The sequence below is a fragment of the Salinigranum rubrum genome, from assembly GCF_002906575.1.
In the GTDB taxonomy this organism is placed as follows: domain Archaea; phylum Halobacteriota; class Halobacteria; order Halobacteriales; family Haloferacaceae; genus Salinigranum; species Salinigranum rubrum.
Genome location: NZ_CP026309.1, coordinates 4074526 through 4088212, shown reverse-complemented (window position 1 = coordinate 4088212; position 13687 = coordinate 4074526). Strand labels below are relative to the sequence as shown.

At 68.3% G+C, this 13687-nt stretch carries 11 protein-coding genes and 2 pseudogenes; 9 read left to right on the top strand and 4 right to left on the bottom strand.

From position 1 onward, the window contains the following. Positions 1-56 precede the first annotated feature (56 nt). Entirely contained in the window at positions 57-551 is a 495-nt protein-coding gene (locus C2R22_RS20215; protein ID WP_449329040.1) for a DUF7344 domain-containing protein, read from the bottom strand. A 173-nt stretch (positions 552-724) separates the two neighbouring features. On the opposite strand from C2R22_RS20215, the gene C2R22_RS20210 reads away from it, so the two are divergent. The 3 genes from C2R22_RS20210 (at position 725) to C2R22_RS20200 (ending at position 3004) form a co-directional block, all read left to right on the top strand. Then, positions 725-1027 carry a hypothetical protein gene (locus tag C2R22_RS20210; RefSeq protein WP_103427367.1) on the top strand — a complete coding sequence of 101 codons (303 nt, stop codon included), beginning with the start codon at positions 725-727 and terminating at the stop codon, positions 1025-1027. Positions 1028-1112: 85 nt separating this feature from the next. Further along, complete coding sequence (locus C2R22_RS20205) at positions 1113-2087, top strand: ABC transporter ATP-binding protein (RefSeq protein ID WP_103427366.1); 975 nt, start codon at positions 1113-1115, stop codon at positions 2085-2087. Next, entirely contained in the window at positions 2084-3004 is a 921-nt protein-coding gene (locus C2R22_RS20200) for an ABC transporter permease (protein WP_103427365.1), read from the top strand. Before C2R22_RS20205 ends, C2R22_RS20200 begins: the two co-directional genes overlap by 4 nt. A 46-nt stretch (positions 3005-3050) precedes the next feature. On the opposite strand, the gene C2R22_RS27055 is transcribed toward C2R22_RS20200, so the two are convergent. Both C2R22_RS27055 and ligA read right to left on the bottom strand, forming a co-directional pair. Continuing rightward, positions 3051-3179 carry a hypothetical protein gene (locus tag C2R22_RS27055; RefSeq protein ID WP_281259250.1) on the bottom strand — a complete coding sequence of 43 codons (129 nt, stop codon included), beginning with the start codon at positions 3177-3179 and terminating at the stop codon, positions 3051-3053. A gap of 114 nt (positions 3180-3293) precedes the next feature. Then, positions 3294-5398 (bottom strand): annotated as a pseudogene (ligA, locus tag C2R22_RS20195) (NAD-dependent DNA ligase LigA). A 260-nt stretch (positions 5399-5658) separates the two neighbouring features. On the opposite strand from ligA, the gene C2R22_RS20190 reads away from it, so the two are divergent. The 6 genes and pseudogenes from C2R22_RS20190 (at position 5659) to C2R22_RS20165 (ending at position 12194) form a co-directional block, all read left to right on the top strand. After that, positions 5659-6183: a hypothetical protein gene (locus C2R22_RS20190; RefSeq protein WP_162562578.1), complete on the top strand. Its 525-nt coding sequence runs from the start codon at positions 5659-5661 to the stop codon at positions 6181-6183. A 162-nt stretch (positions 6184-6345) separates the two neighbouring features. Then, a complete protein-coding gene (locus C2R22_RS20185; protein WP_103427363.1) occupies positions 6346-7629 on the top strand; it encodes an O-acetylhomoserine aminocarboxypropyltransferase/cysteine synthase family protein in 1284 nt (427 codons plus the stop codon). Beyond that, positions 7626-8827 (top strand): annotated as a pseudogene (metX, locus tag C2R22_RS20180) (homoserine O-acetyltransferase MetX). The gene C2R22_RS20185 and the pseudogene metX overlap by 4 nt, the downstream one beginning before the upstream one ends. A gap of 130 nt (positions 8828-8957) precedes the next feature. Then, complete coding sequence (locus C2R22_RS20175; RefSeq protein ID WP_162562577.1) at positions 8958-10595, top strand: S1C family serine protease; 1638 nt, start codon at positions 8958-8960, stop codon at positions 10593-10595. Between the two features lie 79 nt (positions 10596-10674). After that, complete coding sequence (locus tag C2R22_RS20170) at positions 10675-11124, top strand: ester cyclase (RefSeq protein ID WP_103427361.1); 450 nt, start codon at positions 10675-10677, stop codon at positions 11122-11124. 77 nt (positions 11125-11201) lie between these two features. Next, positions 11202-12194, top strand: coding sequence for a sodium:calcium antiporter (locus C2R22_RS20165; protein ID WP_103427360.1), 993 nt, complete (start codon positions 11202-11204; stop codon positions 12192-12194). Between the two features lie 287 nt (positions 12195-12481). On the opposite strand, the gene C2R22_RS20160 is transcribed toward C2R22_RS20165, so the two are convergent. Then, positions 12482-13687: a cation:proton antiporter gene (locus tag C2R22_RS20160; protein ID WP_103427359.1), complete on the bottom strand. Its 1206-nt coding sequence runs from the start codon at positions 13685-13687 to the stop codon at positions 12482-12484.

Below are 13687 nucleotides of genomic sequence, written 5' to 3'. Positions count from 1 at the left end.
CGGCGTTACGCTCCGCTCCCGGTCGAGTCGGCGAAAAACGGTGCAGTCCGGTTACGTTACTGTGCTTCTTCCTCGCTCTCCCGCTCGATGCGGGCGTCCGAGAGGACCACGGAGATGACGTCGTCGTAGTCCATCCGTGCGTCGAACCGGTCGTCTCGGCGGATGATTCCGTGGAGCAAGTCGACCGTCTCCGGGCGGAGGTTGACCGAGATACGGCTAGACGACTGCGGTCCGACGTGGTCGCACTCGTTCTCGATGGACTTGCGGCGCCCGGCGTCGGTCAACGAGATGACCTGGTTGTGCGAGTCGTACTCGACGTAGCCCGCATCGGCCAGTTTGGGCGTGTGGACGTGGTGGAGCGCGATTTCCACCTCGTCGATGGCCTCCTCGCTGAGCGACTCGATGTCGGTCTGGAGGTCGCTGACCGCGATCTGCTCTGCGAGGTCGCGGAGTGCCATCGACTCGTGTTCCTGTAACTGGCTGAGCACTAGCTGGCGCCTTCTGTTCGTCAGTACTCCTGTGGGTCCCCCACTGTCGGCATTCTCCCCCATCAGTGCTACCGATGTACGGCCAAGATATTAAGTGCCAGCCAAAGTGTGTCGGTAAATCGCAGCCGCTGACACGAGCACTAGTGACCGACCCTGTCACAGCGGTCGGCCGCTTCGGCCCCGGCGTCCACACCGAACATGACAGCCTGTAAAACCCCGCGTCCCGAACGGCCGGTATGACCGACGGCGACTCCTCCGCTTCCGACGCGGCCGACGCGGACACCGTCCGCGCGTGGCTTGTCGAGCGCTCGTACGACGACCGCAATCTCATCACGCTCGTCTACGCGACTCCCGACGGCGAGCGGGCGCTCCGCAAGGAGATCGCGGCGACCGTGATGCACCAGCGCGGGACGCGCATCACCGCCGCCATCGACGCCGATCCGACGCAACTCGCTCCCGTCGACGGCGAGGAGAGAGAACGCTACGCGACCGAGGCCGCCCGGATGCGCGACCGGTACGACCCCGACGAGGAGGTCTGACCGGTGACGCGCGGGCACCCGACCCAGGGTCAGCGCTGATAGCGGGACCTAAACCCTTTATTCCGTGGTGGGACAAGGCCCTCCCATGGCCGCCATCGAACTCGACGGGGTGACGAAGCGGTTCGGCGACGTCACCGCCGTCCGCGACCTCTCCCTCCAGGTCGAAGAGGGCGAGGTGTACGGTTTCCTCGGCCCCAACGGCGCGGGGAAGTCGACGACGATCAACATGCTCTTGGACTTCGTCAGGCCCTCCTCCGGACGCGTTCGGGTCCTGGGGATGGACGCCCAAGAAGACAGCGTCGCCGTCCGCCGACGGACCGGCGTCCTCCCCGAAGGCTACGACGTGTACACCCGGCTCACCGGGCGGAAACACGTCGAGTTCGCCGCCCGCTCGAAGGGCGTCGAGGTCGACGTCGACTCCGTCCTCGACCGGGTCGGCATCGCCGACGCCGCCGACCGTCGCGCCGACGAGTACTCGAAGGGGATGCGCCAGCGACTCGTCCTCGGGATGGCGCTGGTGGGTAACCCCGACCTGCTCATCCTCGACGAACCGTCCTCGGGGCTGGACCCCGCGGGCGCGAAGGAGATGCGCGACATCGTCCGCGACGAGGCCGACCGAGGGACGACCGTCTTCTTCTCGTCGCACGTCCTCGGGCAGGTCGAAGCCGTCTGTGACCGCGTCGGCATCCTCCGCGGCGGCGAACTCGTCGCACAGGACAGCATCGAGGGACTGCGCGACGCGCGCGGCGGCGACACCCGCCTCGTCGTCACTGTCGGGGGAGCAGTCGACGGCGCGGTCGGGACCGTCCGCGACCTCGACGGGGTCGACAGCGCCGAACTCTCGGGCGAGACGCTCACCGTCTCCTGTTCGAGCGACGCGAAGACCCGCGTCATCAGCGCGCTCGAATCCGCCGGGGTGACGGTCGAGGACTTCAAGACCGAGGAGGCCTCGCTCGAAGACCTCTTCCTCAGCTACACCGACGGATCGGCCGTCTCTGACGAGGACCGAGTCGAACCTCGGGCCGAAGAGACGGACGCCGACACGGGGGTGCGCACATGAGTTGGCAGGCCGTCGCCCAGAAGGACTTCGAGGACGCCGTCCGCTCGCGGTGGCTCTGGGGGCTCTCCGCGTTCTTCCTGCTCTTCTTCGGCGGGACGACGAGCCTCTTCTACGCGTACCTCGGCGGTCCCGAGGCCACCTCCGACTCGCTGTTCGGGCTGTTCGCCTCGGGCTTTCTCTCCTTCTCGTACACGGGCTTTCTCGCCTTCGCGCTCGCGTTCATCGCGCTCATCACCTCCTACGGCGCGATCATCGACGAGCGCGAGTCGGGCACACTGAAGCTCCTCCTGTCGCTCCCGCACGCCCGCCGCGACGTCATCGCCGGGAAGATAGCCGGTCGGAGCGCTGTCGTCGTCATCCCGGCGCTCGTCGGCTTCCTCATCGCGCTCGTCGCGCTCTTGGCGACGGGGACCAGAATCATCCCCGGGCACTTCTTCCCGCAGGTCGCGCTCACCGCGCTCTTGGCCGTCGCGTTCGTCTCTATCGGCGTCGGCGTCTCCGCCTCCGCGGACTCGGGTCGACAAGCGACTCTCGGAACGCTCGGGATGTACTTCCTCTTCGCGCTCCTGTGGTCGTTCGTCGCCCGCGGCTTCCCCCAGTTGCTCACCGAAATCGCCAAGCGGGTGCCGGGAGCGGACCCGCTCTCGACGGCGCTCACGGTGAAGCTTCGTCTCCTCGTCAAGTACCTCAACCCGCTCCGAGCGTACGAGACGCTGGTCGCGGAGGTGTACTTCGGCGACCCGGTGCAGGCTCGGTTGGTCAAGGAGGGCTTTTTCACGCAGGCGCAGGCCGCGCCCGTCCTGCAGGAGTCGCTCCCCGTCTACCTCACGGGACCGTTCATCTTCGCCGTGCTCCTGGCGTGGATCGTCGTCCCGCCCGTGCTCGGCTACTGGAGCTTCCGCGATCAGGACCTCTGATCGGGGTCGGTTCTCTGTCTCTTCCGCCGTCTCGTCGACTGGAGGGTCAGTCCGCGCCGTGAGTTGGGACGTACCGACAGTCGGTACAGCCCCACGAGCCACTGACGCACGCGAGGGTACCGCTGCAGACCGGACAGCGGTACGCGTCGGACGTCGGCTGCTGTTTCGTTGCCATCGATTCACTCCGGGTCGGCAGTGAATATAAGGCTTTGTGCAATATCCGATAGATTATATTAGGTGCCTTAACCACGAACGCCCCGCGCGACGGTCGCGGGCGACCGTTCGAGGGTCACCCGGGCGGGTACTCGACGTCGTACTCCCCGAGAACGGTCTCGAACTCCCCCTCCGAGAGTTCGGGCACGTCGTTCGCCTCGGCGTCGTCGCGCTTGTTCTGTCCCGGCGAGTCGCCGACGACGAGGTAGGAGGTGTTGGAACTCACCGACGAGGTCGCCCGACCGCCGTGTCGCTCGACGAGGTCGCTCGCGTCCGAACGGGGAATCGAGAGCGACCCGGTGAAGACGAACGTCAGCCCCGCCAGCGGCGCGTCGCCCTCCTCGCGTTCGACGTCCTGGGGGTCGACCTCGTCCAGGAGGTCGTCGAGGGCGACGCGGTTCTCCCGGCTCTCGAAGAACTCTCTCACCCGATGTGCGACCGTGGGCCCCACGTCCGGCACGGTCTGGAGTCGCTCCTCGAACGCGTCGAAGTCGGCGTCGCCGTCGAGCGGCAGGGCGTCGACCGAGCCGAACTCCCGGGCGACGTTCCGCGCCGTCGACTCGCCGACCTCGGGGATGCCGAGCGCCGCGAGGAACGCGTCGAGGGGGGGTTCGCGCGCGTCGTCTATCTCGGCGAGGAGCTTCTCGGCGCTGCGCTCGCCCCACCCCTCAAGTTCGGCGAGGTCGTCGACTGAGAGCCGGTAGAGGTCCGCCAACCCGTCGACGAGCCCCTCGTCGACGAGTTGGGCGACGCGCTCGCCTCCCAGCCCCTCGATGTCGAGGCCCTTCCGCGAGCCGTAGTGTTCGACGGCGCGCTCCAGTTGTGCTTCGCAGGCCAGTCCCCCCGAGCAGAACGCGAGCGGCCCGTCGCGCTCGACCGGACTGCCGCAGACGGGACAGCTGTCGGGGAACGCGAACACCCCCTCCGAGCGCTTCTCGACCACCTCGTCGACGTGTGGGATGACGTCCCCGCGCGCTTGATCCGGACGCGGTCGCCGATGTCGACGCCGAGCGTCTCGATTTCGTCGGGGTTGTGCAGCGTCGCCCGCGACACCGTGACGCCGCCGACGTCGACCGGGTCGAGGAGGGCGACCGGCGTCAGCCGTCCCGTTCTGCCTACCTGGACGACGATGTCCTCGACGGTCGTGGCCTCGCGCCGCGCGGGGAACTTGTAGGCGAACGCCCACCGGACGGCGCGGGCCGTCGCGCCCAGTTCCTCCCGCGCGTCCCGGCTGTCGACCTTTATGACCGTGCCGTCGACCTCGTAGTTCAGGTCGTCGCGGTCGGCCATCAGGTCGTTGCGATACTCGATGGCCGCGTCGATGTCCTCGACGTGGTCGACCCGGTCGACGACGGGCAGCCCCCACGCCGCGAACCGCTCCAGCGCCTCGGTCTGCGTCCCCGGTTTATCCTCGTCCGAGGCGTCCATCACGTCGTAGAAGAAACACGCGAGCGGGCGGTCCGCCACCACGGAGGGGTCGAGTTGGCGGAGCGTCCCCGCGGCGGCGTTGCGTGGGTTGGCGAACGGCTCCTCGCCCGATTCGACCCGCTCACGGTTGTGCCGCGTGAAGGCGTCGCGGGGCATGTACACCTCGCCGCGGACCGCCAGCGTCTCCGGCGGGTCGCCGCGGAGCCGAAGCGGCACCGACCGGATGGTCCGCACCTGCGCCGTCACGTCGTCGCCCTCCTGTCCGTCGCCTCTCGTTGCGGCTCGCTCGAAGCGGCCGCCCTCGTAGACGACTTCGACGGAGAGGCCGTCGAACTTCGGCTCGCAGACGTACGTGACCTCGCTCACCGCGTCGCGGACGCGGCGGTCGAACGCGCGGACGTCCTCCTCCTCGACGGACTGGTCGATGGAGAGCATCGGCGCGACGTGTCTCACTGTCGCGAGTTCGTCGACCGGTTCGCCCCCGACGCGCTGGGTCGGCGAGTCGGTGGTGACGAGGTCGAACGCCTCCTCCAGCGTCCGGAGCCGACCGAACAGCACGTCGTACGTCCGGTCGGCGACGAGGGGGTCGGCCTCGACGTAGTACCGCCGGTCGTGTTCGTGGATGGCCTCGCGGAGGCGTTCGGCCTGCGTCTCGGCTTCCTCGTAGGTGAGTTCGTCGACCGGCGTGAACTCCGTCGGCGGGTCTCTCAGGTAGGGATTGTCGGCGTCCGACTCGAGTTCGCCCTCTGTCATCGGTGGGGGATTGGCGGGACGGGAGTAAATGCTCCGGGATGTGTCTTTCGCGGCTTTCGGCACTGGCGTGCGACGAGCGAATCGGCTGGGGAGGCTGTGGCTCCATCGCGTTCGTGCGCCGCGCGGTTCTGCCCCCGTGGACTCTGGTGAAGCGAGTCGATACGCCACGCCCACCTGCTCTGCTCCCGCCCTCTCGACCGATTTTGGCACCCGCCGCTGTCCCCAGAAGACCTTTGCCCGTCACCGTCGACTCCCCGACGATGCGCCGGTCCACCCGCCTCGCTCTCCTCGGACTCGTCCTCCTCGCGACGGCCCTCGCGCTCCCGTTCGTCGACTTCTTCACCGCCGACTGGGACCGCGACTTCCGATACCGCACGCCGACCGACGGCTTCTGTGCGGACGCCGTCGCCGAACTCTCCCTTGGAGAGGCGAACGACTCGGTCGAACCCGAGCGGTTCGTCGTCGACCGCTCGAACCTCTCGGCGGCGGCACGGGCGGACGTCCGCCGTGCAGAGGCGAACGGCTCGTACACCGTCGAACGGTCCGGGGAGGCCGACGGTCCGTTCGTCTTCCCGAGCGACCACGTCGCCCGCGGGACGGGCTGTTACGCCCTCTACGACGCCGAGCGCGACGAGTACCGCGCGCTCGTGACCGAGAGCGTCAACCACCGGACGGACACGTTCCAGCGGCGCGCGGTACGGGTCGGCGGCCCAGTCGTCGCCGGCCTCGGCGTGCTCTCGCTCCTCGCGGGCGTCGTCAGCGCGGTCCGACGACGACGCCACTGACCCGCCGACGCCACCGCCGCCCCTCTCACGCGCTTCGTCCACACGCCGCACGCACTCCCGATATCGAGCGACCGAGCCGTTCTCCCCGACGACCCTGCGAACAACCGCAGGCCTTGCCGTAACTACGGGTTATAAGATATTCGAGAAATATGCGTACTACACATGACCCGTGGCTTCCACACCCGGAGCCTCCACGCCGGACAGCGCCCGGACCCGGCGACGGGTGCCCGCGCACCACCCATCTACCAGACCAGTTCCTACGTCTTCGACGACGCCGACTACGCGGCGGACCTCTACGCCCTCGAAGCGGACGGGTACGTCTACTCGCGCATCTCGAACCCGACGACGCGCGTCCTCGAAGAGCGGATGGCCGCCCTGGAGGGCGGCACCGACGCGGTTGCGACGGCGGCCGGCATGGCCGCACTCGACTCCGCGACGAGCATCCTCGCCGAGAGCGGCGACAACGTCGTCGCCTCAGCCGACATGTACGGCGGCACCGCGACGTACCTCTCGAAGATGGCGTCCAGAAGAGGCATCGAGACGCGCGTCGTCGACACGCTCGACGTCTCCGCGTACGAGGCCGAAATAGACGACGACACCGCGTACGTCCACGTCGAGACGGTCGCCAACCCCTCGCTTCGCACCCCCGACTTCGAGGCCATCGCCGACGTCGCCCACGCCCACGAGACGCCGCTCGTCGTCGACAACACCTTCGCGACGCCGTACCTGTGTCGCCCGCTCGAACACGGCGCCGACGTCGTCTGGGAGTCGACCACCAAGTGGCTCCACGGCTCCGGTACGACGGTCGGCGGCATCCTCGTCGACGGCGGCACCTTCCCCTGGGAGGCGACCGACAAGTACCCCGAACTCGCCGGGGAGAACCCCGCGTTCGGCATCGACTTTTCGACTCGGTTCGGTGACCGTGCCTTCGCCGCCTGTGCCCGCCAGCGCGCCGTCCGCTCGCTCGGGAACCAGCAGTCGCCGTTCGACGCCTGGGTGACGCTGCAGGGTCTCGAAACCCTCCCGTTGAGAATGGAGAAACACTCCGATAACGCGGCGCAGGTCGCCGCGTTCCTCGACGACCATCCCGGCGTGGCGTGGGTCTCGTACCCGGGACTGGAGAGCCACGAGACCCACGACCTCGCCTCTCGGTATCTGGACGGCGGTTACGGCGGGATGGTGACCTTCGGACTGGAAGGCGGGTTCGAGGCGAGCAAGACGCTGTGTGAGTCGGTCGAACTCGCGTCGTTCCTCGCCAACATCGGCGACGCCAAAACGTTGATAATCCACCCGGCGTCGACGACGCACGCCCAGTTGAGCGCCGAGGAACAGCGCGCGGCGGGGGTCGCTCCCGACATGCTCCGTCTCTCGGTCGGCATCGAAGACGCCGACGACATCGTCGCGGACCTCGACCAGGGCATCGAGCGGGCGGTGAGCGGGGCGTGACGACCCGCGACCGCACCTCCATCGGCCGGTTCGAGTTCCAGTGCGGCGACGTCATCGAGGAGTTCACCGTCGCCTACGAGACGTACGGGGAGTTCACCGGGTCGAACGCCGTCCTCGTCTGTCACGCGCTCACGGGCAGCCAACACGTCTCCGGTCGGCAGACGAAGGGGACGGCCGGCCAGGCCCGCGCGTGGTGGGACGACATCGTCGGCCCCGGCAAGGCCGTCGACACGAAGCAGTACTACGTGGTCTGTGCGAACGTCCCCGGTTCCTGCTACGGGACGGACGGTCCCCGAGCGACGACCCCGAGGGCGAACCGTGGGGAACGGATTTCCCGCCCGTGACCGTGAGAGACTGGACGAACGCCCAGCGCGCCCTGCTGGACGAACTCGGCGTCGGCCGCCTCCACGCTGTCGTCGGCGGGAGCGTGGGAGGCATGAACGTCCTCGACTGGGCCGTCGCCTTCCCCGACGACGTCGACCGCATCGCCCCGGTCGCGGCGGCCGCCCGCCTCGACCCGCAGTGTCTCGCGCTCGACGCCATCGCCCGCCGCGCCATCACCACCGATCCGAACTGGAACGGCGGCGACTACTACGGAAGCGAGGAACCGAGGGACGGCCTCGCGCTGGCGCGACAGATCGGCCACGTGATGTACCTCTCGAAGGCGTCGATGGAACAGAAGTTCGGCCGCCGCTCCGCCGGGAGAGACGCCATTCGCGACACCTTTCCGGTGGACCCCGCGGCCTCCTTCTTCCCCTACCGCGACGTGGAGTCGTACCTCGACTACCAGGCCGAGAAGTTCACCAAGCGGTTCGACGCCAACTCCTACCTCTATCTCACGCGCGCGATGGACGACTACGACCTCTCGGAAGGGTACGAATCGGACGCCGCCGCACTCGCCGCGTTCGAGGGGGAGGCGCTCTTGCTCTCCTTTACCGGCGACTGGCACTTCACCGTCGCCCAGAGCGAGGCAGTCGCCGCGGCCTTTCGGGACTCGGACATCCCCGTGGCGCACCACGTCGTCGAGAGCGACCACGGCCACGACGCGTTCCTCGTCGAACCCGAGAAGGTCGGCCCGCCGCTGAAGGACTTCCTCGCCGAGGGTATCGAGGGCAGCGCCATCCACGACACCGCGGAGGAGGACTCGGCCGACGAGCGCGAGTACGCGCCCGTCCACACCTCGCTCTTTTCGGGGTAGTCCGACTCGTCGGCGCGCTCGTCCGCCTCGATTCTCAGGATTTCGTGTCGGTCAGAAAGAATTGACAGTTGACTGTATGTATTTATCGTTCATGACAGCGTACGGTACACTCTCACACGGGTATTCAATCATGAGCTACGCAGCAACCGAACGCGGAGACGACAGACAGAGACTCACACGCCCGGAACCGGACACCGCGACTGCGGCCGTCGACGGGCTGTCCTCCGAGGGAACGCGTCCGACGCTCGATAGACGAGCGTTCCTCGCGGGCCTCGGTGCGGTCGGTCTCGCGGGCCTCGCCGGGTGTACCGGCGGCGGCACCGAGTTCGCCTCGGGCGTCTCCGGCGTGACGAGCGTCGAGGACGCTCGGGCCTCCGTCGTCCGCATCGTCGCACAGGGGTCGTTCGTCGACCCGCAGGTGGGCTATCAGGCGAACTCCGCCGGCAGCGGGACCGGGTTCATCATCGACCCCTCGGGCATCGCGGTCACCAACAACCACGTCGTGACCGGCGCGGCGACGCTCGAAGTGTTCGCGAACGGCCGGTCGTACAACGCGAAGGTGCTCGGGGTCTCCGAGTGCTCCGACCTCGCTGTCATCGAGATTACAGGCGGTGAGTTCCAGGCCCTCCAGTGGTACGACGGCCCCATCCAGACCAACCTCGAAGTGTGGGCGCTCGGCTTCCCCCTGGGCGACCCGAACTACACCGTCACGAGAGGGATCATCTCGAAGCAGGCCTCGACCGTCCACACGGTGTGGGCGTCGGTCGACGGCGTCCTCGAACACGACGCGCGCATCCGGCCCGGGAACTCGGGCGGCCCGCTCGTCGACGAGCGCGGGCGCGTCGTCGGCGTCAACTACGCCGGGGACGACAAGTTCGACATCAACCTCGCTATCTCCGCGCCGCTGGCCCGCGGCATCGTCGAGGACCTCCGGCAGGGCAGAAACGTCAACACCATCGGCATCAACGGCCGCGCCGTCCGGAGCGACGACGGCTCCATCTCGGGCGTGTGGGTCTCGTCGGTCGAATCCGGCTCTCCCGCCTCCCGCGCGGGCATCGAACCGGCAGACATCATCGTCCGCATGGAGGGGCTCACCCTCGGTCGCGACGGGTCGATGAAGGACTACTGCGACATCCTCCGGTCGCGGAACGCCGACGACGTGCTCTCCGTGCAGGTCCTCCGCTTCACCACCGGTGAAATCCTCTCGGGCGAGGTGAACGGCGCCCCGCTCCAGTCGGTGCTCCCTGCCGGTGGTGGCGGCGGTGGCGATGGCGGTTCCTCGAACAGCGGCGACTCGTCCGGTTCCGCCGCCGGCTACGCCAACTACCGGCGGGTCTCCGACAACAGCGGCTCCATCGTCGTCGACGTCCCGGCCGAGTGGTCCGACGTGGACGGGCGCGCGTTCGAAATCGGCCCGGGCCTCGTCGCGGCCCCCGACGTCGACGCGTACAACAGCGGCTACTCGACGCCCGGCGTCTCCATCCTGGCCTCCCGTGACCTCTCCCGGGACCCCGACGTCGTACTCGACGAGTTCAGCTTCCCGGCGTGTACCGCGAGCGGCCGCGGGAACTACAGCGACGGGAAGTTCACCGGTCGCGTGTCGCGCTACGAGTCGTGCGACGGGCGCGACACCGCCATCGTGGTCATCGCGGCGGTGCCGCCGGACGGTTCGTACACGGTACTCGTCGTCGTCCAACTCGTCGCGCCGCGCGACGCCGAGGCGCTGGACGCCATCGTCACCTCGTTCGACGTGACCGGCTCCGTCTGAGCCGCCGCTCACTGTCTCTGGTACGGACGTCCAGCGGTGCCGGTAGCGCTTTGCTCGTGGCGGTCCATCTGACGCCGTCATGTCAACCGAAAGGACACACGACCTCGACGCGAACAAGGCGGTCGTCCGGCGGTTCGTCGAGACCGTTTGGCAGCGGGGCGACGTGAGCGCGATGGACGAGCTTTTCACCCCCGACTCGGTGCTCCACGACCCCTCCGACGACGTCCGCGGCCCGGAGGCGTTCAGGACGTACAACCAGCGGTATCTCGACGCCTTTCCCGACCTGGAGTACACCATCGAGGACGTACTGGCCGAGGGAGACCGAGTCGCCTTCCGTGCGCGGATGCGCGGCACCCACCGCGGGCCGTTCATGGGCATCGAGCCGACCGGTGAGACGTTCGAGGGCGAGGGCATCATCATCGCCCGCATCGAGGACGGGAAGATCGCCGAGCGTTGGGCCAGTTTCGACGCGCTCGGGATGCTTCGACAGCTCGGACTCGTCTCCGACCCCGCTGACGCCGACGTGTGACGCGCCCCGGAACACGCGCACTTTTCACCCCACCCGGTGTGAGTCGAAAACGATGACAGGCTGGGGACGCGACTGAGATGGCACCGGTCCCGCTCACACCCGACCTCGTCGGCTCGCTCGTTCTCGCCGCCGTCGCGCTCGCCGTCCTCGTCAAGGCGGCCGGCGTGACCGTCGACAGCCTCGTCGCGCTGGCCCGTGCGTACGACGTCCCCGACGCCGTCGTCGCCTCGACGCTCGTCGCGCTCGGGACCAGCCTCCCGGAACTCGGCTCGCACCTCGTCGCCTCGCTCGGCATCGTCTCCGGCACGCTGGACCCCGCCGTCGCCAGCGCGACGGTGATGGGCGGCAACATGGGGTCGTCGACGGTTCAGCAGACGCTGCTCGTCGGGCTCTTCCTCGTCGGCTTCGGCCGCGTCACCCTCTCGCACGCGTTCCGTCGGTCGACGTACTACCCGATGCTCGCGGCCTTCGCGCTCACGTTCATCGTCGTGGTCGACGGCCACGTCTCGCGGCTCGACGGCCTCGCGCTCCTCGTTGCGTTCGTCGCCTACGCCTACTGGACGGTCACCACCCACGGCAGAGTGGAGAGCCTCCCCGAGACGGCGAGCGCGGACCCCCGACGGGACGCCGTCGCCGCGTTCGTCGGGTTCCTGCTCGTCCTCGGGAGCGCCTTCGTCGTGCTCCGCGTGGTCGACGACCTCGTCGTCACGCTCGGGCTGAACGGGTCGATGGTCGGCGTCGTCACCATCGGGCTGGCCGCCGCGCTCCCCGAACTCTCGACGGTGGTCGAGTCCCTCAGACGAAAGACGCCCGACCTCGCGCTCGGGACGCTCGTCGGCTCGAACGTCGTCAACCCGCTCGTCGGGTTCGGCCTCGGCGGCGTGGTGTCGACCTACACGGTTCCCCCCTCGGTGATTCGCTGGGACCTCCCGTTCAAGTTCCTCGTCGGCCTCGCGCTCGTCGGCATTGCGAGCCGGGAGGGCTGGGTCATCCGCCGACGCGAGGGCGCGTGGCTCGTCATCGCGTACTTCGTGTTCGTCAGCGTGCGCTTTCTGTTGTTTGCGGTTTGAGCGTGGTCCCGACGAGTGGTTCAGCGATTGCACGGGGTGTCGGGGAGAGCGGTCTGTGTAGAACCGCGTGAAGACGTGCGGTCGCCAGGGCGCTGACGCCACGGGCCTCCCCGGCCGATTCGTCCCTTCACTCGCTCCGCTCGTTCAGGAACTCATCCCTCGCGCGTGAGGGCTGGCGAGACCTGCGGTCTCGCCGCTTCCCGCTCGTTGCACTCGCGGGACGCGGTACGGAGGCCGTTGTCGTCACGCGCCACCGCACCGCTTCTCCCCTCGCGTGTCTCCCGGCCTCAATCGGCCGTCGCCGTCGACTCCTGTGACTCGCGGAACACCAGCGCTTCGAGGCGGTCGGACTCGCTCATCAGCACCGTCCCGAGCGTGCTCATCACGAGGACGTAGCCGACGGCGAACGCGGGGATGAGTTCGGTCATGATGGTTCCCGTGCCCTGTGCGGCGAGCGCCGCGATGACGAGCGAGAACTCCCCGCGTGAGACCATCCCGACGCCGACGCGGAGCGACCGCTTCGGCGTGAGGTCGTAGACGCGGCCCCCGTAGTAGCCCGAGACGATTTTGGTGGGGGTGGTGACGACGACGGCGATTGCCAGCGGGACGGCCGCGGCGAGGACGAGCCGCGGGTCGGTGTTGACGCCGATCCAGAAGAAGAAGACGGCGGCGAACACGTCGCGGATGCCGACGAGGCGGCGCTCGATGCGTTCGCGGTGCTCCGTGGTCGAAAAGCCCATGCCGACGAAGAAGGCGGCGACGGCCTCGCTCACGCCGATAGAGAGCGCGAAGCCGGCGATCGGTATCAGGACGCCGAGCGTCCGCAGGACGAACGGCTCGGGGTTCTCCACGTCGAGTACCGCCGAGAAGAGCCGGGTGCCGTACTGGACGGCGACGAGGAGTACGCCGAGAAAACCGAAGGCGATGGCGAGGCTCCGGACGACGCTTCCCGCGCCGTCCCCGCCCAGCACGAGCGAGGTGACGAGCGCGAGGTAGACGGCGATGACGAGGTCCTCGAAGACGAGCGTCCCGAGGATGGGTTCGGACTCCGCGTTGGCGATCCACCCGAGGTCGATGAGCGACTTCGTGATGATGGCGCTCGAAGAGATGTAGACGATGCCTCCTAACAGGAGGGCCTCGACGAGCGGCCAGCCGAGCGCGAGGCCGATGACCACCCCGACGGGGAGGTTGACCACGATGTCGATGAGGCCCGCCCGAGAGATGTTCGTCTTCGCCGCCAGCAGCCGGTCGAGGCTGAACTCCAGCCCGAGAAAGAACAGCAGAAGGACGATTCCGACCTCGGCGAGGAGCGTCAGCGTCTCCGACTGGAGGACGTACGGGAGGCCGAATCGCCCGGCGACGAACGGGCTGGCGACCATCCCACCGACCACGTACAGCGGGATGACGGAGAGGCCGAACCGTGCTCCGACGGCTCCGGCGACGGCGACGACGACGAACAGTTCACCGAGTTCTAACAGGGAGAACTCGACCAT